The 25117-nt window shown below is 62.8% G+C and carries 23 protein-coding genes; 11 read left to right on the top strand and 12 right to left on the bottom strand.

Annotation, left to right across the window (positions count from 1 at the left end; all coding sequences use genetic code 11):
• Positions 1–2 precede the first annotated feature (2 nt).
• From NKI50_RS05990 to NKI50_RS05980, 3 genes are read left to right on the top strand one after another with little or no spacing between them, the layout of a single operon-like run.
• On the top strand, positions 3–599 hold the full coding sequence (locus NKI50_RS05990; RefSeq protein WP_023716773.1) for a dimethylamine monooxygenase subunit DmmA family protein: 597 nt from the start codon (positions 3–5) through the stop codon (positions 597–599).
• On the top strand, positions 596–1561 hold the full coding sequence (locus tag NKI50_RS05985) for a PDR/VanB family oxidoreductase (protein ID WP_023716774.1): 966 nt from the start codon (positions 596–598) through the stop codon (positions 1559–1561). The genes NKI50_RS05990 and NKI50_RS05985 overlap by 4 nt, the downstream gene beginning before the upstream one ends.
• Before the next feature lie 9 nt (positions 1562–1570).
• Positions 1571–2611, top strand: coding sequence for a heme-dependent oxidative N-demethylase family protein (locus NKI50_RS05980; protein ID WP_023716775.1), 1041 nt, complete (start codon positions 1571–1573; stop codon positions 2609–2611).
• A 135-nt stretch (positions 2612–2746) separates the two neighbouring features.
• Here the strand turns inward: NKI50_RS05980 and NKI50_RS05975 are convergent, their stop codons facing one another.
• Together NKI50_RS05975 and NKI50_RS05970 are read right to left on the bottom strand one after the other, a co-directional pair.
• Positions 2747–3118 carry an endonuclease domain-containing protein gene (locus tag NKI50_RS05975; RefSeq protein WP_023716776.1) on the bottom strand — a complete coding sequence of 124 codons (372 nt, stop codon included), beginning with the start codon at positions 3116–3118 and terminating at the stop codon, positions 2747–2749.
• A gap of 156 nt (positions 3119–3274) precedes the next feature.
• Positions 3275–3991 carry a helix-turn-helix domain-containing protein gene (locus NKI50_RS05970; RefSeq protein WP_023716777.1) on the bottom strand — a complete coding sequence of 239 codons (717 nt, stop codon included), beginning with the start codon at positions 3989–3991 and terminating at the stop codon, positions 3275–3277.
• Positions 3992–4251: 260 nt separating this feature from the next.
• On the opposite strand from NKI50_RS05970, the gene NKI50_RS05965 reads away from it, so the two are divergent.
• The gene (locus tag NKI50_RS05965) at positions 4252–5610 is read left to right on the top strand and encodes a trimethylamine monooxygenase (protein ID WP_023716778.1); all 1359 of its coding nucleotides are present in this window, start codon (positions 4252–4254) and stop codon (positions 5608–5610) included.
• A 27-nt stretch (positions 5611–5637) separates the two neighbouring features.
• On the opposite strand, the gene NKI50_RS05960 is transcribed toward NKI50_RS05965, so the two are convergent.
• Positions 5638–6975 carry an aminotransferase-like domain-containing protein gene (locus NKI50_RS05960; protein WP_023716779.1) on the bottom strand — a complete coding sequence of 446 codons (1338 nt, stop codon included), beginning with the start codon at positions 6973–6975 and terminating at the stop codon, positions 5638–5640.
• Positions 6976–7083: 108 nt separating this feature from the next.
• Between NKI50_RS05960 and NKI50_RS05955 the strand changes: the two genes are divergently transcribed.
• Genes NKI50_RS05955 through NKI50_RS05935 form a run of 5 tightly spaced genes read left to right on the top strand, consistent with a single transcriptional unit; the run spans position 7084 to position 11889 of the window.
• Positions 7084–8073: a substrate-binding domain-containing protein gene (locus NKI50_RS05955; RefSeq protein ID WP_031193330.1), complete on the top strand. Its 990-nt coding sequence runs from the start codon at positions 7084–7086 to the stop codon at positions 8071–8073.
• A gap of 33 nt (positions 8074–8106) precedes the next feature.
• On the top strand, positions 8107–8976 hold the full coding sequence (locus tag NKI50_RS05950) for an ABC transporter substrate-binding protein (RefSeq protein ID WP_031193332.1): 870 nt from the start codon (positions 8107–8109) through the stop codon (positions 8974–8976).
• Positions 8977–8984: 8 nt separating this feature from the next.
• Complete coding sequence (locus NKI50_RS05945; protein WP_023716781.1) at positions 8985–9905, top strand: amino acid ABC transporter permease; 921 nt, start codon at positions 8985–8987, stop codon at positions 9903–9905.
• A complete protein-coding gene (locus tag NKI50_RS05940) occupies positions 9892–10665 on the top strand; it encodes an amino acid ABC transporter ATP-binding protein (RefSeq protein ID WP_023716782.1) in 774 nt (257 codons plus the stop codon). The genes NKI50_RS05945 and NKI50_RS05940 overlap by 14 nt, the downstream gene beginning before the upstream one ends.
• Positions 10666–10707: 42 nt before the next feature.
• Complete coding sequence (locus NKI50_RS05935) at positions 10708–11889, top strand: M20 aminoacylase family protein (protein ID WP_023716783.1); 1182 nt, start codon at positions 10708–10710, stop codon at positions 11887–11889.
• Between the two features lie 123 nt (positions 11890–12012).
• Here NKI50_RS05935 and NKI50_RS05930 read toward each other — a convergent pair whose 3' ends face one another.
• The 4 genes from NKI50_RS05930 to NKI50_RS05915 all read right to left on the bottom strand — a co-directional run bounded on the left by NKI50_RS05930 (position 12013) and on the right by NKI50_RS05915 (position 17842).
• Complete coding sequence (locus NKI50_RS05930) at positions 12013–13578, bottom strand: hypothetical protein (RefSeq protein ID WP_352484106.1); 1566 nt, start codon at positions 13576–13578, stop codon at positions 12013–12015.
• A 160-nt stretch (positions 13579–13738) separates the two neighbouring features.
• Positions 13739–15721, bottom strand: coding sequence for an ABC transporter permease (locus NKI50_RS05925; RefSeq protein WP_023716785.1), 1983 nt, complete (start codon positions 15719–15721; stop codon positions 13739–13741).
• Entirely contained in the window at positions 15718–16794 is a 1077-nt protein-coding gene (locus NKI50_RS05920) for a quaternary amine ABC transporter ATP-binding protein (RefSeq protein WP_023716786.1), read from the bottom strand. The genes NKI50_RS05925 and NKI50_RS05920 overlap by 4 nt, the downstream gene beginning before the upstream one ends.
• A 73-nt stretch (positions 16795–16867) precedes the next feature.
• On the bottom strand, positions 16868–17842 hold the full coding sequence (locus NKI50_RS05915; protein WP_352715779.1) for an ABC transporter substrate-binding protein: 975 nt from the start codon (positions 17840–17842) through the stop codon (positions 16868–16870).
• 85 nt (positions 17843–17927) lie between these two features.
• On the opposite strand from NKI50_RS05915, the gene NKI50_RS05910 reads away from it, so the two are divergent.
• Both NKI50_RS05910 and NKI50_RS05905 read left to right on the top strand, forming a co-directional pair.
• Complete coding sequence (locus NKI50_RS05910) at positions 17928–18110, top strand: hypothetical protein (protein ID WP_023716788.1); 183 nt, start codon at positions 17928–17930, stop codon at positions 18108–18110.
• A 291-nt stretch (positions 18111–18401) separates the two neighbouring features.
• Positions 18402–19478 (top strand): D-alanine--D-alanine ligase family protein, encoded by a 1077-nt coding sequence (locus NKI50_RS05905; protein WP_023716789.1) that lies wholly within the window; start codon positions 18402–18404, stop codon positions 19476–19478.
• A gap of 56 nt (positions 19479–19534) precedes the next feature.
• Here NKI50_RS05905 and NKI50_RS05900 read toward each other — a convergent pair whose 3' ends face one another.
• The 5 genes from NKI50_RS05900 to NKI50_RS05880 form a co-directional block, all read right to left on the bottom strand.
• A complete protein-coding gene (locus tag NKI50_RS05900; RefSeq protein ID WP_023716790.1) occupies positions 19535–20320 on the bottom strand; it encodes a glucose 1-dehydrogenase in 786 nt (261 codons plus the stop codon).
• 8 nt (positions 20321–20328) lie between these two features.
• Positions 20329–21093 carry an SDR family oxidoreductase gene (locus tag NKI50_RS05895; RefSeq protein ID WP_023716791.1) on the bottom strand — a complete coding sequence of 255 codons (765 nt, stop codon included), beginning with the start codon at positions 21091–21093 and terminating at the stop codon, positions 20329–20331.
• A gap of 126 nt (positions 21094–21219) precedes the next feature.
• A complete protein-coding gene (locus tag NKI50_RS05890; RefSeq protein WP_023716792.1) occupies positions 21220–22728 on the bottom strand; it encodes a sugar ABC transporter ATP-binding protein in 1509 nt (502 codons plus the stop codon).
• Positions 22729–22761: 33 nt separating this feature from the next.
• Positions 22762–23700, bottom strand: a complete 939-nt coding sequence (locus tag NKI50_RS05885) for a sugar ABC transporter substrate-binding protein (RefSeq protein ID WP_352484098.1) — start codon at positions 23698–23700, stop codon at positions 22762–22764.
• 149 nt (positions 23701–23849) lie between these two features.
• Positions 23850–24833, bottom strand: coding sequence for an ABC transporter permease (locus NKI50_RS05880; protein ID WP_198030454.1), 984 nt, complete (start codon positions 24831–24833; stop codon positions 23850–23852).
• Positions 24834–25117: the final 284 nt, after the last annotated feature.

Below are 25117 nucleotides of genomic sequence, written 5' to 3'. Positions count from 1 at the left end.
GTATGGCAGCGAAAAGCATCATCAGCCGGCCGGTCTATGGGACCCTGTCTCCGCAGCCCGGCAAGCATCATCTTTTCATAGCGGATGCAGAGGGAGCGCTGGCCATTGCCGATCTGGCCGCCAAGGCACCGGCGGATTTCTTCGGCGGCGCCCACATCATTTTCATTCCCGGCCGCGACAGCAAATATGCCGATGTGCTCGAAGCGCTGAAGCCGGCGCAGTTCTACCTCGGCCATTCCTTTGCCAGCGCTTTGCCGCGGCTGAAGCAGACGCTGGCAAACGCGCATATGGGACTCAGGCTCTACCTTGCCGGCACCGAAGGGCTGATCGGCCAGGCCATGCAGGCGGCGCTCGAAGCCGGCATCGACCACACCTCGATCCAGACCGAGCATCGCGGCTCGCTGGCGCGCCGCATGCAGTGCGTCCACTGCAAGGGCATCACCGAGAATGTCACGACGCAGCCGGCGACCTGTTCGCATTGCGGCCTGCTGCTTCTGGTGCGCGATCACTATTCGCGGCGGCTCGCCGCCTTTCAGGGCGTCTGCATCAACGCCGAGGACCGCAGTGAAATTCCTCCGACGGAGGAGGTCTTTCGATGAGCACCGGCACCACCAAGCTCGACGTCATCGTCAGCGATGTCGTTCCGGTCAACGAGTTGGTGACGCGCTTTCACTTCCGCAGGCGCGACGGCGAGCTCTTGCCGACCTTTTCCGGCGGCGCCCATGTCGTCGTCGAGATGCGCGATGGCGAACGCACCAGGCTCAATCCCTATTCGCTGATGGGCTCGCCGCTCGATACCCGCGAATACACCATCTCGGTTCGCCGCGACGACGCCGGCCGCGGCGGCTCGCTGTTCATGCACAGGCAGGTCAGGCCCGGCACCGAGATGGTGGTCAGCTATCCCGTCAACCTGTTCTCGCTCGATCTGCGCGCCAGGAAGCATCTGATGCTGGCCGGCGGCATCGGCATCACCCCGTTCATGGCGCAGACCGCGCAGCTGGCGGCGGAAGGCGGCAATTTCGAGTTGCATTACACCTGCCGCACCGCCTCGCTCGGCACCTATGCCGACCTGCTCAAGGAGCGCTACGATCGCCGGGTCAGGCTCTATCACGACGACCGCGACGAGCGCGTCGATCTCGACCGGCTGTTGTCGTCGCAGCCACTCGGCACGCACCTCTATGTCTGCGGCCCGTCCGGCATGATCGGCTGGGTGCGCGAGCGTGCCGCCGCCCTCGGCTGGCCTCCCGAGACCGTGCATTTCGAGCATTTCGCGGCCCCGCAGCCCGGCGCGCCCTTCGACGTGACGCTGGCGCTCAGCGACAAGACCATCAGTGTCGACGAGCAGCAGAGCCTGCTCGAGGCGATCGAGGCGGCCGGCGTCGATCCGCCCTATCTCTGCCGCGGCGGCGTCTGCGGCCAGTGCGAGACCAACGTCATTTCGCATGACGGTAAATTCATCCACAACGACCACTGGCTGAGCGAGGAAGACCACCGTTCGGGCTGCAAGATCATGCCCTGCGTCTCGCGCTTCGAGGGCCGGTCGCTGGTGCTGGAAAGATAGGAGGCGAGCTTGGGCATCACCTTTCGCAAGGAAACCTTTCGCGACGACTTCACCTTCAGGAACAGCCCCGAGCACATCAGGCGGTTCCCGTTCCCGTTCCACGAAGACAGCTACATGTATGCGGTCAACATCGAGCCGCATGTCGTCGGGCCGAAGGGCAGCGTGCTGCAGAATTTGATCGACGTCGACGAGCACTATGTCGCCGAGATGCAGGACCGCGCTTTGGTGCTGGCCGAGGATCCGCTGCGCTGCCAATCGCTGCCGCACATGACGCTGGCCGGCTGGGATCTGCTTGAGCTTTTGATGGAGCAGCAGGCGCTGGCCTATCCCGAGCATTTCACCCTGGCCCGCGACGGCGACCGCTGGCGCTGGATCAACCGGCCGCTCGGCATCGACGACAGCTTCACCTTCGGTGACGTCTCGACGCTGCCCTATGGGCCGATGGAATACATCACCCGCCAGAGCCAGGGCGATTTCTGCATCCTCGACCAGCGCGACGGCAATCTGTGGATGGATGCCGGCATGGTCACCACCCAGGCCGACTGGTCGCTCGATTTCGACATCGGCATGAACTTCTTCGAATGGCACGCGCCGGTGCCGCTGGCGCATGAGAAGGGCATATTCGTCCGGGCGCTGAAGTTCCTCACCAATATCCAGCAGGGTAAGCCGGCGCGCCGGCTGAACTGGACGATGACCATCAATCCGCGCCTCGATACCAGCCCGGAAAATTACCACAAATGGGGTCCGGACCGCGCCACGGTGACGCCGGAAAATGTCGGCGACAAGGTTCATCTGCGCGTCGAGCTGCAGAGCTTCTGGCGGCTGCCGCGCTCGAATGCGATCGTGTTCCCGATCCGCTGTTACCTGATCAAGATGGACGAGCTGGTGATGCAGCCGAAATGGGCACGGCGCCTGCACCGCGTCATCCGCGACCTGCCCGAGGAACTCGCCACCTACAAGGGCCTGACGCGCTACCGCGCGACGCTCGTCGAATGGCTGTCGAAGTTGGATGACGGCAGTGCGACGTCGCCGGGGTTTGGGCCGGATTGAGTTTTTCTTGCCCCTGTTGGCGCTGCCCTAAAGCAGCCAATCTCCCCCCTAGAGGGGGAGATGCCCGGCAGGGCAGAGGGGGGCGCCGTGGAGCGCCGGCCTTGCCCAATCTCCACCCCAGCGCCTCCGCGAAGCTCACGACGCGCCGCCCAGCCCAGCCACGATCACGACATGCTGACAGACATTGTCGATATCGCGAATGACATCGTCGTTCCAGAAGCGCAGGACCGTCCAGCCCAGCGCTTCGAACTTCGCGGTTCTTGCAGCGTCCGATTCCGACGTTTCGGCCTGGCCATGCTGGGAACCATCAAGCTCGACGATCAGCTTTTTGTCCGGGCATGCAAAATCGACGACATGGCCGGCGATAGGCATCTGGCGTCGAAATCCCAGTCCCATCAACCTGTGTGCCCTGATCTCATTCCAAAGCTTGAGTTCGGCATCGGTCATCACCTTGCGCATCTTGCGCGCATTGCGGCGGTTGTTGGCGGATACTAGATTATGCGTCATCGCGGTTCGCCCCCCTCTGTCCTGCCGGACATCTCCCCCTCAAGGGGGGAGATCGAATGTCACTTCGGCTTCGCCAATCCCCAATGCTGCAAAGAGTAGCCGTCGCGAAGCCGCCGATCTCCCTCACGAGGCGACCAAGGGGAGATCGAGCTCCGCTCACCCCGCGCTCTGCGGGTAGCAAATGATCGACAAATAGCGCATCGGCAGAACGGTCAGCACTTCCGGTCCGTGCGGTGCGTCGGCGTCGAAGAATAGGCTGTCGCCGGGCTTCATCGGGTAGAGATTGCTGCCGTGCCGGTAAACCACTTCGCCTTCGAGCATATACAGGAACTCCATGCCTTCGTGCTGGAAGGTCGGAAACACGTCGGAATCTTCGGTCAGCGTGATCAGATAGGGTTCGACGACGACGCCGCTGGTGTTGGAGCCGATATGGCCGAGCAGATTGTACTGGTGGCCGGCGCGCGTGCCGCGGCGCTCGACGTCAAGGCCTTCCCCGGCCTTGACAAAGACGGCGCTGCGCTCTTCCTCGAAGCGGCGGAAGAATGCGGTGACGGGAACGCCGAGTGCCCGCGACAGCGCCTGCAACGTGGTCAGCGACGGCGAGGTGATGCCGTTCTCGATCTTCGACAGCATGCCAAGCGAAATGTCGGTGGCGGCCGCCAGATCGGCGACGGTGATGCCGAGCTTCTTGCGGAATGCCCGCACCTCGCGGCCGATCGCGACCTCCAGCACTTTTTCGCGAGTGTCGCGAATGGCGTGCGGGTTCTGGGTGAGCGGCGCGCGCATCTTGCGCGGATCGATTACAGCAACCGACGGCTTGGCTTTGCCCGCGGCGGCTGCCGCAGGCTTTAGACTGGTCGCTTTTTTCGCCATTTCGCCACCCCGGACCTTGCCGATTCATTTCACTCACGGTGAACATATTCGGTGCCGATACAGAAGCGCAACTCTTACGGCAAGCCACCCGTGTCGAATTGCGCAATGTCCGGATTTCGCCCGAGCTACCGCGTCGCTTGGAAATCCAGCGTGGTGAAACGAGGGTTTCGCGACAAGGCCTGTTGACAGCATCGAAGGGGTAATTACTGTCCTGTCAGTGAAATTTGTTTCGTTAGAGAAATGAGATCGGGAGGCCCGAAATGAAAGATCGTGTTGCCGTCATCGGAGCCGGGCCGTCCGGCATGGCCCAGCTCAGGGCCTTCAAGTCGGCCGCCGACAACGGCGCCGACATTCCCGAGATCGTCTGCTTCGAAAAGCAGTCCGACTGGGGCGGCCTGTGGAACTACACCTGGCGCACCGGCCTCGACGAGCACGGCGACCCGGTGCACGGCTCGATGTACCGCTATCTCTGGTCGAACGGCCCGAAGGAATGCCTCGAATTCGCCGACTATACGTTCGAGGAGCATTTCGGCCGGCCGATCGGCTCCTATCCGCCTCGCGCCGTGCTGTGGGACTACATCAAGGGCCGTGTCGAAAAATCCGGCGTGCGCCAATGGGTGCGCTTCAACAGCCCGGTGCGCATGGTCACCTTTTCCGATGCGACAAAGAAGTTCACCGTCACCGCGCATGACCGCACCAACGACGTCACCTACTCGGAAGAGTTCGACAATGTCGTCGTCGCTTCGGGGCATTTCTCCGTGCCCAACGTTCCTTATTTCGAGGGCTTTTCGACCTTCAACGGCCGTATCCTGCACAGCCATGACTTCCGCGACGCGATGGAATTCAAGGGCAAGGACATTTTGATCATCGGCCGCTCCTATTCGGCCGAGGACATCGGCTCGCAATGCTACAAATACGGCGCCAGATCGATCACCTCCAGCTACCGCTCGAAGCCGATGGGCTTCAGATGGCCGGAGAACTGGAAGGAAGTGCCGCTGCTGCAGAAGGTCGTCGGCAAGACCGCGCATTTCAAGGACGGCAGCACCAAAGACGTTGACGCCATCATCCTGTGCACCGGCTATCTCCACTCCTTCCCGTTCCTGACCGAAGATCTGAAGCTGAAGACCGCCAACCGCATGTGGCCGGACGGGCTCTACGAGGGCGTCGTCTGGGAGAAAAACCTGAAGCTGTCCTATATCGGCATGCAGGACCAGTTCTACACCTTCAACATGTTCGACGCGCAGGCCTGGTTCGCCCGCGACGTCATCATGGGCCGCATCAAACTGCCCTCGGCCGATGCGATGGCCGAGCACGGCAAAAAGTGGCGGGCACGCGAGGAAACGCTGGAAGACGCCGAGCAGATGATCTGGTTCCAGGGCGACTACACCAGGGAGTTGATGGAGCAGACCGACTATCCCGGCTTCGATGTCGAGGCTGTCAATCAGACCTTCATGGAGTGGGAGCACCACAAGGCGGAAGACATCATGGGCTTCCGCGACCATTCCTATCGCTCGCTGATGACCGGCACGATGGCGCCGCTGCATCACACGCCCTGGCTGCAGGCGATGGACGATTCGATGGAGAGCTATCTCGAGGTGAAGGGCGTGGCGGCGGAGTAGGCAAGTCCGAACGACGATTGCCTTGCCTCAGACAACGTCCCGCGCCGGGTCGGCCGCCAGCGCCAGGGAATTTGCGACGTGCTCGAGGTGCTCCTCGCTCAAGATGCTGGTCGCGACGCGCACGGCACTGGTCTTCCCGGTCGAAAACTTGGCCCCGGCATGGACCGCGATGCCGTGGGCAGCCAGCGTGACCATTGCGTAAGGTTCCGAAGCAACCGGAATGAGGACGCTGAGACCGTGTCCGGCGTCGATCCCGACATTGCGTTTCGCCAGTTCGCCGGCGAGCCGTTCGCGACGGCGGCGGTACACTTCCTTCGCCTGCTCGACCAAGACAGCCGTGGCCGGGTCTTGCAGCAGCCAGGCGGTGGCCGCCTGCAGGATACGGCTGGTCCATCCCGAGCTGAAGCTGCGATAGGACTGGATCTGTTCGACGATCGTCGCCGATCCGGACAGCACGGCGAGCCGCAGGTCCGGGCCATGGGTCTTGGAATAGGACAGGATGTGGACGACGCGATCGGGAAAACGCCGGCCAAGCGAAATGCCCGGCGCATCGGCAATATCGCCAACGCCGTCATCTTCGACAATCAGCACGTCGGTGCCGGCGAGCAGGTCGCCGATGACTTCCAGCCGCGCCGACGACATGCAGGCGCCGGTCACCGAATGGACGCGCGGCTGGAATAGGAACGCGACCGGCCGCTGCCGCAGAGCGTTGGCGAGCGCGTCGGGCAAGGGGCCGTCACTGTCGCAGTCGACCGGGATGATCGGCACGTCGAGATCTTCGAGGATGTCGAGCAGGCGAAGCGCCGTCGGATTCTCGATGGCCACAGGCGCCCCCGTCGGGACCAGCGCATGCAGCAAGGTGTAGATGGCGTTGTAACCGCCATTGGTGGCCAGGAACGCGCCGGGATCGTACGGCCATGACGGGCGCACCGCGGCCTCCAGCTCGGGCAGGATGCGCACCCGGTCGTAGCTGTTGAGCTTTTCGGCGCGCGCGCCATGCGCCAGCGCGATGTCGAGCGGCGGCAAGAGCTTCACATCGGGCTCCGCGATCGCCAGGTTCAGAATGTCCGCACCGTAATTGCCGCCGCTCATGTGGCGCTCGGGCCGGGCGGCAAAGCGGTTGCCCATGATCCAGGTGCCGTTGCGCCCGCGGCCGCCGATGATCTTGTAGCGCCGCAGCTCGCTCCACGCCTGCGAGACCGTCGCCGGGCTGACGCCGAGCACATAGGCAAGATCGCGCACCGGCGGAAGCTTTGCGCCGACAGGCAGCGCGCCGCTTCTGATCAGCGCGCTGGTCTCGCGCGCGATGCCGCGCGTCGTGCGGTCACCGAGGCGTTCAGCGAACCATCCTGCATCGAAATCCATCGAATCAACGACTGTCAGTGTGAATGTTCAGTAACATAATAACATTTGATCGGCCAAAAATAAACATTTACCAATCGCCGGTCAAACATAGCTTTGAAGTTCATGCCGATGCCCGCCTCCACCACGCCCGTCTCCATCACCATAGCCACCCGCGATTGGGACTACCTCACTCCCTTGGTCCTGGGTGACGTCACTTCGAGCCGCCTGTCGGTGAAGGTCGACCGTGTCGCCACGCTGATCCCGGATCTCTGCACGGATCCGAACTACGATGCGGCGGAGGTCTCGTTCAGCCGTTATGTGTCGGCCATGGCGTCGGGCCGGGATACGGTGGTTGGAATACCGTGTTTCATCATGCGCGGCTTTCGCCACCGCTGCATCATCACGGTCAGTGACAGTCCGCTGGTACGGCTCTCCGACCTTGCCGGCAAACGCATCGGCGTCACCGGCTGGCGCGATTCCGGCAACACATGGACGCGGGCGGCACTTCGCCGCGAAGGTGTCGGCGTCGAGGACGCCTACTGGTTTGCCGGCAGGCTGACATCCGAGCACCCGGTCGCCGACCGCCTCGACGGATTCGGCAGGCCGGGTCGCATCGAAGCAGCGCCAGGCGAGCGCCCGATGATGGAGCTGCTGGCGCAAGGCGAGCTCGACGCCGTTTTCACACCCTTCATGCCGGACGGCTTTTTCGGCCCGGCTTCCGGCTTCCGGCAAGTGCTGCGCGATTTTCGCGCGGCCGAACGCGCCTATTTCGCCGACGTCGGTTATGTCCCGGGCATGCATCTGGTCGCCGTCAAGGCCGTCCTGGCCAGGGAGCACCCCTGGCTGCCGCAGGAACTCGCCAGGCTGATCGACGAAAGCCAGCGCGTCTGGACGGGCAAGCGCCGAAAATATGCCGATACCTCGCCCTGGATCCTCGAGGAGCTGCTTCATGCGGGGCGCGACCTGCCTGCCTCCTGGAACGCCAGCGGCCTGCCCGCCAACCGGCGCATGATCGAGGATTTCGTCACCGAGCTACATGCCCAGGGCATTCTGACGGAACCGATTTCCGCCGAAGCCTTGTTTCCTTTCGACGCCAGGTCGCGGGCCACCGCAGCCTGACAACGCGCAACGAAGAACACGAAGGAGAATGCCATGAGGACAATCAGCTTCATATTCGCCTCGCTCGTCACCATTCTGGCGCAGGCCAGCTTCGCCCAGGATATCCAGAAGCAATCGGTGAACGAAGATTTGCGGGCCCGGCTGCCGGAAGAGATCCGCACGGCGGGAAAGATCACGGCCGTCAACAACGGCTCGTTCCCGCCCTATGAGATCGTCACCGGCACCGAACTGACCGGGGCAACCAGGGACATTTCCGACGCCATCGGCCAGCTGCTCGGTGTCGAAGTCGATCACGCCTCGGTCGCCGGCTTGCCGGCCTTGCTGAGCGGCATCAATGCCGGCCGTTATCAGTTCGCGATGGGACCTGTCGGCGACTATCCCGACCGCCAGAAATCCAACGACTTCATCGATTGGGTGCGCGAATACGTCGTCTTTTCCGTCGAGAAGGGCAATCCGCAAGGCATCACCTCGCTCGACACGGCGTGCGGCAAGCGCATCGCCGTGATGTCGGGTGGCTCAGCCGAAAAGGTCATCAAGCAGCAGGCGCAGAAATGCACCGAGGGCGGCAAGCCGGCCGTCGAGGTGCAATCCTTCACCGACCAGCCGAGCTCGATACTGGCCGTCCGGTCGAAGCGCTCCGACGCATTCTTCTCCTCGCAGGCGCCACTGACCTATTTCGTCGAGCAGGCGAAGGGCCAACTGGAACTTTCAGGTGTCGGCCAGGCCAATGGCTTCAAGGACATCTATCAAGGCGCCGTCGTCAAGAAGGGCTCGCCGCTGGGCGGTGTACTACTCGACGCGTTCAAGATCCTGATGAAGAACGGCACCTACGCCGCGGTGATGAAGAAGTGGGGTCTCGAGAAGAACATGATCGACGCGCCCGGCATCAACCAGGGACAGTAGAGGCTGCCATGACCGACGCGACCGCTGCCTACGCGTCCGAGGTGCCGCGACGTCCCGACGACGCTCTGCGCGATGTCAAGCGAGCCCACCGGCCGTTTCCGCTTGTCCGGCTGGCGCTCTGGGCGTTCACCGTCGCCGTGGCGGCCGGCTTCGCCTATATCGTCGCGGTCAACCCGAATTTCGGTTGGCCAGTCGTCGCCCAGTATTTCTTCGATCCGACGGTCATGCAGGGGCTTTCCGTAACGCTCGGCCTGACGGTCGTGGCGATGATCCTGGGTATCGTGCTCGGCCTGCTGCTCGCCATCGCGCGCATGTCGAAAGACAGGCTGGCATCTTTTCTATCCGGACTGTTCATCTGGTTCTTCCGGGGAACGCCGCTGCTGGTGCAGCTCATCCTGTGGTACAATCTTTCGACGCTGTTTCCGCGCATTTCCATCGGTTTCGCCAGTTGGAACACCAACGACCTGATCACGCCTTTGACGGCGGCTATCCTCGGTCTGGCGCTGAATGAGGCCGCCTATATGGCAGAGATCATTCGTGGTGGGCTGCTGTCGGTGGACAAGGGGCAGGCCGAAACGGCTGAAGCCTTCGGCATGACCCGCGCGCGGGCCCTGCGGCGCATCATCATCCCGCAGGCGATGCGCTCGATCGTGCCGCCGACCGGCAATCAGCTGATCAGCATGATCAAGGCGACGTCGCTGGTCAGCGTCATCGCCATGGCCGACCTGCTGTACTCCGTGCAGTCGATCTACAACCGCACCTTCGAAATCATTCCGCTGCTGATGGTTGCGGTGCTCTGGTACCTGCTGATCATCTCGGTTCTCAATGTCGCGCAGGGCGCGATCGAACGCCATTACAGCCGCGGCGACCGCGGCGCCCGCGAGAAGACGGCGACCGCCACCCTGGAGGCCGCCAATGAGCGCGCATGACACGCCCTTGGTCCGGGCGCGCAACGTTCACAAGGCCTTCGGCCCGCTCGAGGTGCTGAAGGGCATCGACCTGGACGTCGCGCCTGGCGAGGTGGTGGTCGTTCTCGGACCGTCCGGCTCCGGAAAGTCGACCTTCCTGCGATGCATCAATCATCTCGAGGCGATCGACCAAGGGGCGATCGAGGTGGACGGCGAGCAGATCGGCTACCGGTTGCACGACGACCGTCTCGACAAGCTCTCCGATCGGGCGATCGCGGCGCAGCGGCGCAAGATCGGCATGGTGTTCCAGCAGTTCAATCTCTATCCACACATGACGACCCTTCAGAACGTCATCGAGGCTCCGGTCGGCGTTCACCGGGAGAACCGCAAGGAAGCGATCGGCTACGCCCGCGAACTGCTGACCCGTGTCGGTCTCGCCGACAAGATCGACGCCTATCCGCGCCAGCTTTCAGGCGGCCAGCAGCAGCGCGTCGCCATCGCCCGTGCGCTCGCCATCCGCCCGAAATTGATGCTCTTCGACGAGCCGACGTCGGCGCTCGATCCGGAGTTGGTCGGCGAGGTGCTCGCCACCATGCGCGATCTTGCCAGGCAGGGCTTGACCATGATCGTGGTCACGCATGAGATCGGCTTCGCCCGCGAAGCGGCGGATCGGGTGGTGTTCATGGACGACGGCAATGTGATCGAGGCCGGGCCTCCGGACGAGGTTCTCGCCAAACCCAGGCACCCGCGCACGCGGGCCTTTTTAAGCCGTTTCATCTGACAGAAAAGCCGGCGCCATTACGTGCTCGGCAAAGGACCCCTCATGCCAAAGACCTCCAACCAGTTCGCCGATGTTTCCGACTTCGCCGACAAGGCCGCCGAGCTTGCTGCGGCTCGCCAGCACCTGCACGCGCATCCCGAGCTTTCCTTCCAGGAGCACGAAACGGGTGCATACGTTGCCGAACGGCTCGAAAGCTGGGGCTATGAGGTGACACGCAATGTCGGCGGGCTCGGGGTCGTCGGCCGCTTGCGCCAAGGCAGCGGCCGCAGCATTGCCATCCGCGCCGACATGGACGCCTTGCCGATCACCGAAGCGACCAATCTCCCTTATGCCAGCCAAGCCAGCGGCAAGATGCACGCCTGCGGCCATGACGGCCACACCACGATGCTGCTCGGCGCGGCCGAATACCTGGCGCGCACGCGCCATTTCAACGGCACGGTGAACCTCATCTTCCAGCCGGCCGAGGAAGCCGGCAAAGGAAGCGGGGCGCAGGCGATGATCGCCGACGGCCTGTTCGAGCGCTTTCCCTGCGATGCGATTTTCGGGCTGCACAACCATCCGGGCGCGCCGGCGGGTTCCTTCCTGATGCGCGCGGGGCCGCTGATGGCAGCGAGCGATACCGTCACCATCAAGATCGCCGGGCGTGGCGGCCACGCCTCGCGTCCGCACCTGACGGTCGACCCGATCGTCGCTGCCGCCAACATCATCATGACCCTCCAGACGGTGGTGTCGCGCAACGTCAACCCGATCGAGACGGCTGTCGTCACCGTCGGCACCATTCACGGCGGCACGGCCTCCAACGTCATCCCCGAACAGGCCGAGATCACGCTCAGCGTCCGCTCCTTCTCGGTCGAGATTCGCGATAGGCTCGAGCAGCGTATTCGCAGTATCGCAGCACTTGTGGCGCAGGCGCATGGCGCAACCGTCGAGATCGACTACGAGCGCGGCTACCCGGTGGTGGTCAATTCCGAGAGCGAGACGTCCTTTGCGACAGACGTCGCTGTTGAACTCGTTGGTCACGACAAGGTGGCCGTCTGCCCGTTGATCCCCGGCAGCGAAGACTTTTCCTATTTCCTCGAGCACAAACCCGGTTGCTTCCTCCGCCTCGGCAACGGCGAGGATTCAGCCATCCTTCACAGCTCGAAATATGATTTCAACGACGGCAATTTGACCGTTGGCGCAGCGCTCTGGGCTCGATTGACCGAGAGATTCCTGGCCGCTTGATCCATACTTGCGGCTGGGATCGCCGATCGGCCGGTCGAGCAGAATTGGGGCGACCGGCCGCGCGACCATCTTCAACGAACTCTCACCGCATTCCAGCTACTTCGAACAGGTAAGGTTTCACTTTCAGACGAACAAAAAGTCACTCGTTGTCAGCGGGCTCGCAAAGTTTGCGAGAGTAACTTGATCGACTCCCGCGGTAATAATGGTGTCGGTTCCACTTTGCGCAATTGTGAGATCATCGAACGATTGCACGCCCTCCACGCCACTAAACACGATAGTGTCGCCTTGGGTCTGGCTGAAGTCGTAGATGGTGTTTTGGGTTCCGACCGTCATTGAACCATCGTCCTTGAATATGAATTGGTCTGCGCCGCCCTGAGCCAACTCGCTCAGTTGTCCATCCCCCCACATGTCATTGATGACCGTGCAGCCAGGTGCCGCGCTCCCTGCGTACAGGACATCGTTGCCGCCCTGAGCCGAACCGGACATTTGCAGAGCGTCGCCGCACAGGAAGTTGCGAACTTGGCCGCTTTCGCTGTTCTGGCCCCCGGTAAGAATGTCATTGCCGCCCTGGGCGGAGCCGGACATAGCGCGCGCGTCGCCGGACAACTCGTTTAGAACGTCAGGAAAGGCGCTCTTGTCCCCGCCGGTCAGGGTGTCATTGCCGCCCACAGCGTTGCCGAGCATCGTCACGGCGTCGCCATACCCCACATTATGGGCGGTGCCTTGCAGCACGGCCACGTCATCGCCCCCAAGCGCATGGTCGAACATACTGCCGCCCGCGTCACCGTAGAACGTTACCCGGGACCCACCCACGCTCGTGAAGGTGTCGTTGCCGCCCGTGGCAAAACCGGAAAGATCGCCGCCCGCATCGCCATAGAGAGTTTTGCTCCCGAGATCCCCAAACGTGTCTGTGTAATAGTCGTCGCCGCCCAGAGCATGGCCAGACATGTTGCCGCCGGCGTCGCCGAAGAAAGTGTTGGTGGAAAAGGAGCGGCCCGTAAAGGTATCGTTGCCACCCCTACTGTCGTCCGACATGTCGCCGCCGGCATCGCCGTAGAAAGTGTTGAATGAATCGCTCTTGCCCGTGAAGCTATCGTCGCCGCCCCGCGCATTGCCGGACATGTTGCTGCCGGCGTCACCGTAGAAAATGTTATTGGCTTCTTTCGAGCCCTCGAAGGTGTCGTTGCCGCCCTTGCTGCGATCGGACATCTCGCCGCCTGCATCACCGTAGAAGGTGTGGTCGGCTCCTTGTTTGGTTTGGGTCAGGAAAGTGTCGTCACCCCCATGAGCATGGCCGAGCATGTTGCCGCCGGCGTCACCATAGAAGGTATCGACTACCTGCCTTGCCAATCCACTGTTGAAGGTATCGTTGCCGCCCTTGCTGTGGTCCGACATATCGTCGCCCGCGTCACCATAGGCAGTCGTCGTGGTGGACGAAAGCCCCGTGGTGAAGGTGTCGTCACCGCCCCGAGCAAAATTGAACAAGCTCCGAGCCGCGTCACCGTAGAAGGTGTAGGTCGACGGTGCGGTTTCCGTAAAGGTATCGTTGCCGCCTCTCGAGAAATCGAGCAGGCTGCCGCCGGCGTCGCCGGTCAAGATATTCGTGTTTGGATCGCCTGTGAGGGCGTCATCGATACCCCACTGATGATCTGCTAGATCACCGGTAGTAAAGGGAACGCGTTTAGACATTATCCGCTCTCCTGTTGAGCCTACCCGTCCCATCACAGCCGTACGATGTGAGCCAAGAGCGAGCAATAATCCCGAAGGGCTATGTCGTTAGGCGTAGGGATCGGTAACTCGTCACCGGGGCGCCATTAACGGCAGCTTCCTGTGGCCGTCCTATTCCCGGCTATCCCAGCCTCGCTCTCGCCTTGGCCGTCCATGCATTGAACAGCCGGTCGGCGACGATGCCGATGAAGGCGATGGCCAGGCCGGCGACGATGCCGCGGCCGGAATCGGCCTTGGACAGGGCGATGAACACTTCCTGGCCGAGATCGCGCGTGCCGACCATGGCGCAGATGATGATCATTGCCAGCGCCATCAGGATAGTCTGGTTGACGCCGAGCATGATCTCCGGCAACGCCAGCGGCAGCTGCACGCGAAAGAAGGTCTGGCGCTTGGTGCAGCCGGAAACCTTCGCCGCCTCGATCAGCGCCGGCGGCACCTGCCGGATTCCGTGATTGGTGTAGCGGATGGCCGGCACCACGGCGAAGGCGACGGTGGCGATCATCGCGGTGACGTCGCCGACTCTGAACAGCATCACCACCGGAATGATGAAGCAGAACGACGGCAGCACCTGCAGCGTGTCGATGACCGGCGTCACGATCTTTTCGAAGCGGTCGCTGCGCGATGCCATCAGCCCGATAGGGATGCCGATCAGGCAAGCGATAAAGGCCGAGATGCCGCACAGGTAGACCGTCGCCATGGTCTTTTCCCAAAGGCCGGTGACGGCGCAGAACGCTGTCAATGCCGCGACCAGGGCGGCGAAGCGCAAGCCGCCGAGCTGGTATCCGGCAAGGCCGAGGAGACAAACCGCGCCCAGCCACGGAAAGCCCTCGCAGAGAGCGCGCACCGGGTTCAGCACATTGAGGATCAGCGCCACGCGGAACGCCTCGATCGTGTCGAAGAAGTTGATGGTGATCCAGTTCACCGCCGCCTTCCACAAAGGCGCGGTGGTGAAGGTGATCGCCTTCGGCACCGCCGCGAAGGCCGGCACGAACAGGCCGAACAGTGTGCTGACGGCAAGGATGGCAACGGCCAGCGTCAGATTGGGATAACGGCGCCAGAAGCTCGGGCTCACGTCCTGATAGACATTGCCCTTGGCGTGATTGTGCGCGATCGCCTGGCTCAGCCGGTCGAGCGCAATTGCCAGTGCGACGATGGCGAGGCCTGCCTCCATCGCCTCGCCGACCTTGAGCGCGCGCAGCGCCAAAAGCACATCATAGCCGAGGCCGCCGGCGCCGATCATCGAGGCGATGATCACCATATTGAGCGCCAGCATGATAACCTGGTTGACGCCGACCATCAGCGTCGGCCGCGCCGACGGCAACAGCACCCGCCACAGCTTCTGCCGTGCCGTGCAGCCGGCCATCTCGCTGAAATCGTCGATCTCCGACGGCACCCGCGACAGGCCCAGCATCGTCGCCCGCACCATTGGCGGTGTCGCGAAGATTGCCGTCGCGATCATTGCCGAGACTGGGCTGTTGCCGAACAAAAGCAGCATCGGGATGAGATAGGCGAAGGTTGGGATCGTCTGCATCAGATCGAGGGCAGGGGAGATCAATAGCCTTTCTGCCCAAGGCTTGCGCCATGCCCAGATGCCGGCGAACAGCCCGGTGACAATGCAAAACGGCACAGCGATCGAGATCAGGCCCAGCGTCAGCATGGCGCTGGTCCACTGCCCGAACAGCGCGATGTAGAGAAAACACCCGCCGACCAGCGCGCCCAGCTTCCAGCCGCCGGCAGCGCGGCCGGCAAGGTACGCGGCAGCGCAGACGCCGACCCAGGACAGGCGCGGCAAGACGATCATATCCGCGCCATGGCCGATCTTGAAATTCTTGGCGAGAAGATTGAGCGCGAAATCGAGCGGCACGCCGAGCACGGCGGTGAGCGAGCGCGTCAGCCAGGAGAAGTTCGACTTCACCCAGTTCATCAGCGCGCTGACCCAGTCGGCGACGGGAATGACGGCATTGGCTGGGTAATTGACCGTCCAGGGCAGGCTTTCCTGCAGCAGGAAGACAACAAGCACGGCGGCGAGCGCGCAGGCCCAGATCACCAGCCAGGTCTGACCCTGCCGCGGCCTCGCTGCGCTCGCGCTTGCCGTGACCGTCATGCGCCGGCTCCGGGACGTTCGATGCCAGCGAGAAGATCGATCACCGCCTGCGGCGTTACCTCGCCGATCGGCTTGCCGGTGCCGTTGACCACCGCGAAGGGCTTGCCGGCAGAGACGATATCTGCCGAGAAACTGGCGATCTTGGCATCGGGCGCGACCGTGCCGCCATGTTCAGCGCCGTCGCAGGCGCGCATCAGGCTCTTGGCCGAGATCACCTTGGCGCGGTCGACGTCGCGGGTGAATTCGGCGACATAATCCGTCGCCGGGTTGACCACCAGCTCTTCCGGCGTGCCGATCTGGATGACCTCGCCGTCCTTCATGATGGCGATCCGGTCGGCCAGCCGGATGGCCTCGTCGAAATCATGGGTGATGAAGACGATGGTCTTGTGCAGCATGGTCTGCAGCCGCATCAGCTCGTCCTGCATCTCACGGCGGATCAGCGGATCGAGCGCCGAGAATGGCTCGTCGAGGAACCAGATTTCCGGCTTGGTGGCGAGGCTGCGGGCGATGCCGACACGCTGCTGCTGGCCGCCGGAAAGCTCGCGTGGATAGAAATGCTCGCGGCCGCGCAGGCCGACCAACTCGATGACCTCGCGAGCCCGCTTTTCGCGCGTCGGCCGGTCCTGCCCCTGGATGCCCAAGGGAAAGGCGATGTTCTCCAGTACGTTGAGATGCGGCAGCAGGGCAAAATTCTGGAACACCATGCCCATGCGGTGGCGTCGCAGCTCGATCAGCGCGGCATCGGAAATCTTGAGCAGGTCCTTGCCTTCAAACTCGACCTTGCCGTGGGTCGGCTCGATCAGCCGCGACATGCAGCGCACCAGCGTCGACTTGCCTGATCCCGAAAGTCCCATGATGATGAAGATCTCGCCTTGCCGGATTTCGAGATCGACGGCGCGCACCGCGCCAACCAGTCCGGCAGCGGCGATGTCCGCCAGGCTGGCCTTGCCGTCGCGCCGGCGGATGAAATTGGCCGCGTCCGCCCCGAACAGCTTCCAGACATTGCGGCAGGCAAGCTTTATCGGGCGGGCATCGTTGCCCGCTTTCGCCGCGCGTTCAATCGTATCGGTCATGCAATCGTCCTTCTGGAATAGGGATCGAGACCCGGCCACGAATGGCCGGGCCGTCGGATTTCCAGTCAGACGGTCACTCGGCCCAAGCTTTCCAGTCGGCTTCGTGGGCGGCGATCCAGGCGGCGGCGACGTCTTCCGGCGTCTTGCCTTCGAGATCGATCTCGCCGCTCATCTTGTTGAGCTCGTCGGTATCGACCGTGTAGTTTTTGGCGACCTTGTAGGCGACCGGCCATTTGTCCTTCATGCCGGCCCAGGAATATTTCCAGATCTCGCCATGCGGCTTGCCACAGTCGTATTTCGCATCGGGGTTCACGCCCCATTTCGGGTCGGTGTAGCACTCTACAGTATAGTCGGGGAATTCGATCCATTCGCCCTTGTATTTGGCCGGTGCCCAATGCGGCGAATAGATCCACAGCATTATCGGCGCCTTGCGCTGATAGGCCGAGTCCAGTTCGGCGAACATCGCTGCATCGGTGCCAGCATGGATGACGGTGAAGGGCAGTTTCAGCGCCTCGACGCGCTCGTCGTCAAAACCTTCCCATGTCACAGGGCCGCCGAGATAGCGCCCCTTCGGTGTTGTTTCCGCCGTCGAAAAGGTCTCGGCGCATTTCGGGTCCTTCAATGCCTCCCAGTTCGGCAGGCCCGGGCATTTCTCTTTCATATATTCAGGAAACCACCATTCCTCCTTGGCCTTGGGCCCGAGCTTGCCGAGACGTTCGGTCTGGCCGGTCGCATCCGAGGCCTTCATCGCTTCGCCGGCCGTCGTGTCCCAGAACTCCATGCCGACATCGATGTCGCCATTGGTCAGGCCGGTGGTCAGGCTGGAGAGATAGTCGGCGGTCGGGTACTCGACGGTATAGCCGAGCTTTTCGAGGATGCCGCCGAGGATCTTGGCGTTCAGATTGACGCTGGTCCAGTCGAACAGCGCGATCTTGATCGGGTCGTTGGATTCCGGCGCCGCTGCTTGTGCCGGTAGTGTCAGCGCGCTTGCTGCGGCAAGCGCCAAGGCTCCCATTGATAGTTTCGCAATCATGCTCCGAAGTAACATGCTTGTTCTCCTGTCAAGCTCTGGTGGACGTTATCGTTCGTTCCCTTCTTGCGTCTTTTTTTGATTGTGTTGGAAAAGCTGGTCGTTGCGCAAGGCCGTCGGCGCCACAATGCTGCCGAAGCGGATGCCGGCGCAAAACGGCGTGGTGCCCAAATTGGTGAAGATGTGGCGGGACCGGCCGCGTCATGACTGCCGAACGATTGCTGCCGAGGCAGTGATCCACGGATCGATCGCCGGTCTTGAGGTGCAAACCATCAAAGTCCCATGATCTCGGCTGTTGGCTCTGTAATTTGCCAGAGCCACTTTCATGAGATGAAATTATATATACCAACGTTCACGTGGCGCAACGATTAACGCCTGCGCCAATTTCACGGCCGTCTTTTTGCATGAACCCTTAGATCGGTTCGAAAAAAGCCAAGGTTGCCAGTCATCGGGTTACCAGCCGCGACGACAGGATATCGACACAATGCAGCAGACCAGAGCGCCTTATTTCTTCGCCAACCGCGGTATCGCCGTCGGCTTCTGACCCTTTCAACACCAGATCGTCTCCGAGGCTTGCATGACCTCTTCCTTGAACAGACTGCGCATTGCCGTGCTCTTTGGCGGACGTTCCGCCGAACATGACGTTTCGGTGCTTTCCGCAACCAATGTCATGCGTGCGCTGCTGCCTGCCAAATACGATGCCGTCCCAATCTTCGTCACGCGCGAGGGACGGTGGCGGCTGAGCAGCTTTCAGGATGGTAAGCTCGCGAAACCTGCAGGCGGCACGGAAGTTTGCCTGCTTCCGGGTGGGCGCGGACGGATGATGGCGATCCCGGCCGACGGCACGCCCTATGATCTGCCAACGATCGACATCCTGTTTCCCGTCCTGCACGGCCCCCATGGCGAAGACGGCTCGGTACAGGGGGTGGCCGAGGTGGCTCTGGTGCCGCTCGCCGGCTGCGGCATCCTGGGTTCAGCAACCGCACTGGACAAGGATATCACCAAGCGGCTCCTGAAAGCGGCGGGTCTGCCAATCGCGCGCTCAGTGACGGTCTATGAAGGTGCGGCGCCTGCCCTCGCCATACTAGAAAGCGAACTCGGCCTGCCGTTCTTCATCAAACCGGCGCGTCAGGGGTCGTCTGTCGGGGTCAGAAAGGTCAATGCCAGCCAGGAATTCGATGGGGCGCTTGCTGAAGCCTTCCAGCACGATTGCAAGCTGTTGGCCGAGGAATTCGTTCATGGGCGCGAGATCGAATGTAGCGTGTTGGAGGACCCGGCAGGCGACCTGTTCGTCTCGCGGCCAGGCGAGATCGTGCCGGCGGAAAGCCACGGTTTCTACAGCTACGATGCCAAATACATCGACGAGAACGGCGCGGCGCTAAAAGTGCCGGCCGAACTGCCGCCCGAGGTCGAGGCAAGCATGCGGGATGTGGCTGCAAGGGCTTTCAGAGCCGTCGGCTGTGACGGGATGGCGCGCATCGACTTTTTCCTGACACCGGACATGCAGTTCTTGGTCAATGAAATCAACACCATCCCCGGCTTCACCGATATCAGCATGTACTCCAAGGCAATGGCGGCAAGCGGCGTCAGCTATTCCGAAATCATCGACCGGCTCGTGGAACATGGATTGGCGCGGGCCGGCCGAGCAGCCTGAATGCAGCGAAGCGGCTTTCAGATCCCGGCGGATGGAACGTTGGCCTGTGTCGTATCTTACGACATGATCAGGCCGCCATCGACATTGATGGTCTGCCCGGTGATATAGGCCGCATCGTCGCTGGCGAGAAAGCTGACCAGGCCGGAGACGTCCTCGCCGCTGCCGGCGCGGCCCATCGGGATGTTCTCCACCCATTCGGCCATCAGCTCGCCGGGCTTGTAGTCGCCCATCAACTTGCCCCATGCGGCATCGTTATAGGCCCACATATCGGTGTCGATGATGCCGGGGCAGATCGCGTTGACGGTGATCTTCTCCTTCGCCACTTCCTTGGCGAGGCTCTGGGTGATGCCGACGACGCCGAATTTCGAGGCCGCATAATGCGGCGTGTAGATAAAGCCCTGCCGCGCCTGGCCGGATGCGGTGTTGATCAGCCGGCCGCCATCGCCATGCTTGCGGATGCGCGCGATCGCCTCCTGGCAGCACAGGAACACGCCCTTGGTGTTGACCGCCATCACCTTGTCCCATTCTGCCTCGGTCATCGCCTCGATCCTGGCGATGGTGATGACACCGGCATTCTGCACGGAGATGTCGACGCGGCCGAACTCCTGCTCGGCCAGATCGTAGAGCGCGACGACTTCGTCCTTTTTGGTCACGTCCATGCGCATCCACGCGACCTTGGCGCCCGCAGTCTTCAGATCGGCGGCAACCTCTTCGACGCGCGCGTCGATGGCGCTGACGACGACCGCAGCACCTTCCGCCGCGAAGCGCCTGGCCATTGCCGCGCCAATGCCGCCGCTCGCGCCGGTGATCACCGCCGTTTTTCCCTGGAATCGCTTCTGCATTTTTTCTCCTACCAGCAGACGAAGCCGCCATCGACGATCAGGTCGATGCCGGTGACGAAACTCGCGGCGCGGCTGGCCAGGAACACGGTCGGGCCGACCATCTCTTCCGGCGCCGCCATGCGGCCCATCGGCGTGTCGCGCTCAAAGATCCTGACCTGGTCGGCGACCTCCGGCCGCTTGTTCATCGGCGTCAGCGTGTAGCCGGGGCTGACGACGTTGACGCGCAGGCCGCGATCGGCCCATTCCATGGCGAGGCTCTTCGACATGTGGATGACCGCGGCCTTCGACGAGTTGTAATGCGCCTGGGTCAGGCCGCGATTGACGATCGAGCCCGACATCGACGCGATGTTGATGATCGAGCCCTTGCGCCGCGTCAGCATGGCACGGGCCTCGGCCTGGCAGGACAGGAACACGCCGCTGACATTGACGTCGTAGAGCTTCTGCCATTTCTCCAGCGACAGCGTCTCGGCCGGCTCGGCAGCGGCAACGCCGGCATTGTTGACGGCGACGGTCAGCGCGCCGAGCTCAGCCTCCGTACGCTCGATCGCAGCCGCCAAATCGGCCTCTGAAGTCACCGTGCCAGTCAGCACCAGTGCCTTGCGGCCGAGTGCTGTGATCTGGTGTGCGGTCTCCTCCAGCCCGCCTTTGGAGGCGTGACCGAAACAGGCTATGTCGGCGCCGGCTTCGGCCAGGCCGATGGCGATTGCTTGCCCGATGCCGCTGCCGGCGCCTGTCACAAGTGCCACGTCACCATGAAGTTCGAATAGTTTCATCGTCGGTCCCTCTCCTCCAACCGCCGTCCTCCGGAAATAAAGGGGCGCCAACTCTGTTGCTGGCGCCCCGCGCGGTCTGGTGCCCGGGAGGATACCACCTGCTGCGCTTTGTTTCGATGGGCTGTCCTAGCTTGTGGCGAGTTCCATGACGGCGACATTGCTCGCATCACTGCGGTCGAGAATGCCGCGCTGACGGCCGCGGCTCAGCACGAGCACGCGATGCGACAGGCCGAGCACTTCCTCGAGGTCGGAACTCACCACCACCACCGCCATGCCGGAACGGGCAAGGTCGGCGATGACATCGTAGATCGCGGCGCGGGCACCAACGTCGATGCCGCGCGTCGGCTCGTCCAGGATAAACACCTTGGGCGGGCGCGACACCCATTTGGCAATGATCACCTTCTGCTGGTTGCCGCCTGAAAGCTTGCTGACCGCCTGGTTCGGCCGGCCTTTGACGCCGAGCCGGCGAATACCGGCCTCGGCGAATTTCTGCACCGCCTTCGGGAACACCCAGCCATTCGGCGCGACATGGTCGAAATTGCCGATCGCCAGATTCTCGCCGATCGTCTGGTCGAGCACCACGCCTTGCGCCTTGCGGTCTTCCGGCACGAGCACGACGCCGGCCTTGATCGCCGCCGCCGGCCCATTGAGATGCACCGGCTTGCCGGCGACGCGCACCGAGCCGGATGAGATCGGGTCGGCGCCGGCGATCGCCCTCACCAGCTCCGTGCGGCCGGCGCCGATCAGCCCGGCAATGCCGAGGATTTCGCCGGCCCGCACCGAAAAGCTGACATTTTGAAAACTGCGTTCCGGCGAGGACAGGTTCTCGACCTCGAGCAGCGTGTCGTTGCGGGGCGCCGACAAAGTCGGGAACATCCGCTCGACGCTGCGGCCGACCATCTGCTCGACAACGGTGCGCACCGGAATGTCGGCGCGCTCGTGCCGCGCGACGATGCGCCCGTCGCGCATCACCACCACACGGTCGGCGATTTGGGCGATTTCGTCCAGCCGGTGGCTGATATAGATGAAGGACATGCCTTCCGCCTTGAGCTTGCGGATTTGCTGGAACAGGAGCTCCGTTTCCTCGCCGCCAAGGGCGGCCGTCGGTTCATCGAAGATCAGCAGCTCGGCATTGAGCGTCAGCGCCTTGGCAATCTCGACCTGCTGCTGGGCGGCGATACGCAGCGTGCGCACCTTGCGCTCGGGCGAGACATCGAGCCCGAGGCGCTTCAACTGGGCTGATGCCCGTGCATTCATTGCCGCGCGGTCGATGCGGCCGCCGCGCATCGGCAGGCGCCCGACATAGACGTTTTCGGCGACCGACAGATCCGGCAGCAGCTTCAGCTCCTGGTGGATCATGCCGATGCCGGCGTCGATCGCCGCGGCAGGATTGGCGGGGGAATAAGCGTTCCCCCGCCAGGTGATGGTGCCGGCATCGGGCTTGGTCGACCCGGCGATGATGTTCGAGACGGTGGACTTGCCGGCGCCGTTTTCGCCAAGCAGCGCCACGACCTCGCCCGGCCGCACCTCGAAGCTCGCATCGGCCAGGACCTGCACCGGTCCGTAGCTTTTGCAGAGGCCGCTGACGACGAGACCCAGATTGGGGCTGTGCGTGTGGCGAGGTTCGGTGGACATTGTTGCGCTCGTCGACTGCCGGACTGGTCTAAATCAGGGATGCTTGGCGATGAACTGCTCGACATTGTCCTTGGTGGTCAGCGTCGCATCCTGCAGCTGTTCTGCGGGAATGGTCTCGCCGGCCACCAGCTTGATTGCCGCATCGACGGCAAGCCGGCCCATGCCCTGGGTCTGCTGCGTCGCCGTCACGTCGAAGACGCCGTCCTTCAGCGCCTTGAGCGCCGCCACGTCGCCGTCGAAGCCGGCAACCCAGACCTTGTGGCCGGGATTGGCGACCTTGACCGCCTGCGCCGCACCGAGCGCCAGCGCATCGGCCTGGCCGATGACGATCGACACGTCGGGATGCGACTGCAACAGATCCTGCGTCAGCTTGAAACCTTCGTCCTGGTGCCAGCCTTCGCTCCACAATTCGCCGACGACCTTGATGTCGGGATAGCCCTTCAGCGCTTCGCCGCAGCCCTTCGAGCGATCGACCTCGGGCGTCGTACCCTTCTGGCCGTGGATGATGATCAGCTCGCCCTTGCCGCCGGCCTGCTTGGCGATGTAGTCGCAAACCGCTTTCGCCGATGCCACGCTATTGGTGGCGATGAAGGTGTCGCCGGGCGCGCCGTCGGCGTTGCGGTCGACATTGATGACTGGGATGCTGGCAGCCTTGGCCGTCTTGGTCGGCACGGTGGCGGCGGTGGCGCCGGCCGGAATGTAGATCAGCGCATCGATATTCTGCGTGATCAGATCCTGCACCTGGCTGACCTGGGTCGCCGAATCGCCCTTGGCGTCGACGGTGACGACCTCGATGCCCTTTTCCTTGCCGTAGGCTTCGACGGACTGCTTGATCTGGTTGAAGAAGTCGGCCTGCAGATTGGCGACGGCGAGGCCGAGCTTCTTGGCTTCCTTGGCCGAGGCCATGTCGGACAGGCTAAGCAGCGGGATGATGGCCGCGGCGGCAAGCAGCAATGAACGTTTAGTCAGCATGTTATTCCTCCGTTGATGTTCAATCTGTCCTGCCCGCGCATCGCGGCGCCCCGTGGCCGAACAACTCCCAGTTTCGGATCACCGATCCGTTTTCGCCCGAATATCCGGGTGAATCTCATTGAGCCCAATTCTTCATTGTGCCCCATTTTTCATTGTGCTCTGCGCCGCCAGGTGTCGGTGGCCACCGCCAGCGCGATCACCACGCCGATAACCACTTGCTGGATGAAGGGCGAGACACCGAGCAGGTTCAGCCCGTTGCGCAGCACGCCGATGATGAGGACGCCGATGGCGGTGCCGCCGATCGAACCGACGCCGCCCGACAGGCTGGCGCCGCCGATAACCACCGCCGCGATGGTGTCGAGCTCGTAGCCAAGGCCGGAGCTCGGCTGGACGGAATCGAGCCGGGCGGCAAGCACGATGCCGGCGAGACCGGCCAGCACGGCGCAGATCGTATAGACCCAGTTTGTCAGCGACCTGACCGGTATGCCGGACAGCCGGGCGACTTCGGCGCTGCCGCCGATTGCGTAGAGGCTGCGGCCGGTGGCGCGATAATTCAGGAAGATCGCGAAAATGACGGCAAGCACGATCATCAGCCCGACGGTGACCGACAGGAAGCCGAAATGGCGGATGATCGACAGGCTGGTGAACCAGTCGGGAAAGCCGACGATCTGCGAGCCGTCGGTGATCATATTGGCGAGACCGCGCGCCACCGACATCATGGCCAGCGTGGCGATGAAGGGCGGCAGCTTGGTGACCGTCACCAGCAGGCCCGAAACCAGCCCGCAAAGGCCGGCGACGACGAGGGCTGCGGCGATGCCGGCCGGCAGGCCGAGATTGAGATAGTCCGGATGGGCGACGAAGCCCATCACCATGGAAGCCAGCGCCAGCACCGAGCCAACGGACAGGTCGATGCCGCCGATCAGGATGACCAGCGTCATGCCGATCGCCATGATGCCGAGTACGGTAACCTGGTCGAGCACGTTGAGGATGTTGCGGATGGTCAGGAACGTATCGGTGGTCAGCGAGAGCGCCAGGCACAGCAGGACCAGCCCGATCAGCGGGCCCATGGTTCCGGCAAAGACAGCCGAAAACTTTGCGCCCGTCGTGGCCTGCGTACCAGAGCCTGCTTTCAACTCGCTTGCGTCGTTGCTCACAGCCACTTCGTCTCCTCCACAGCAATCCGGCGCTGCATCACCGGGCCACTTTGTTCACCAGGCCCCTCCATGTGAACAATTTATCTTTAACATGCAATTTTGTTCAGCTAAACTGTTCGTCGGAAAATTGTCAAGGCCTGCCGTTTCATTCGACGACGGTTTGCGCTGTCCGCCGGTTTGCCTTACGCAAGGTCTCGGAAATCTTGGGCATTTCGAAGTCGCCGGATTGGAATATCATGAGCAGAGCCGGCGGCTGCGGCAAG

This window comes from Mesorhizobium sp. M0563 (assembly GCF_040321065.1).
Lineage (GTDB): Bacteria > Pseudomonadota > Alphaproteobacteria > Rhizobiales > Rhizobiaceae > Mesorhizobium.
The sequence above is the reverse complement of the archived record's forward strand: the minus strand, read 5'-3'. Positions and strand labels throughout refer to the sequence as shown.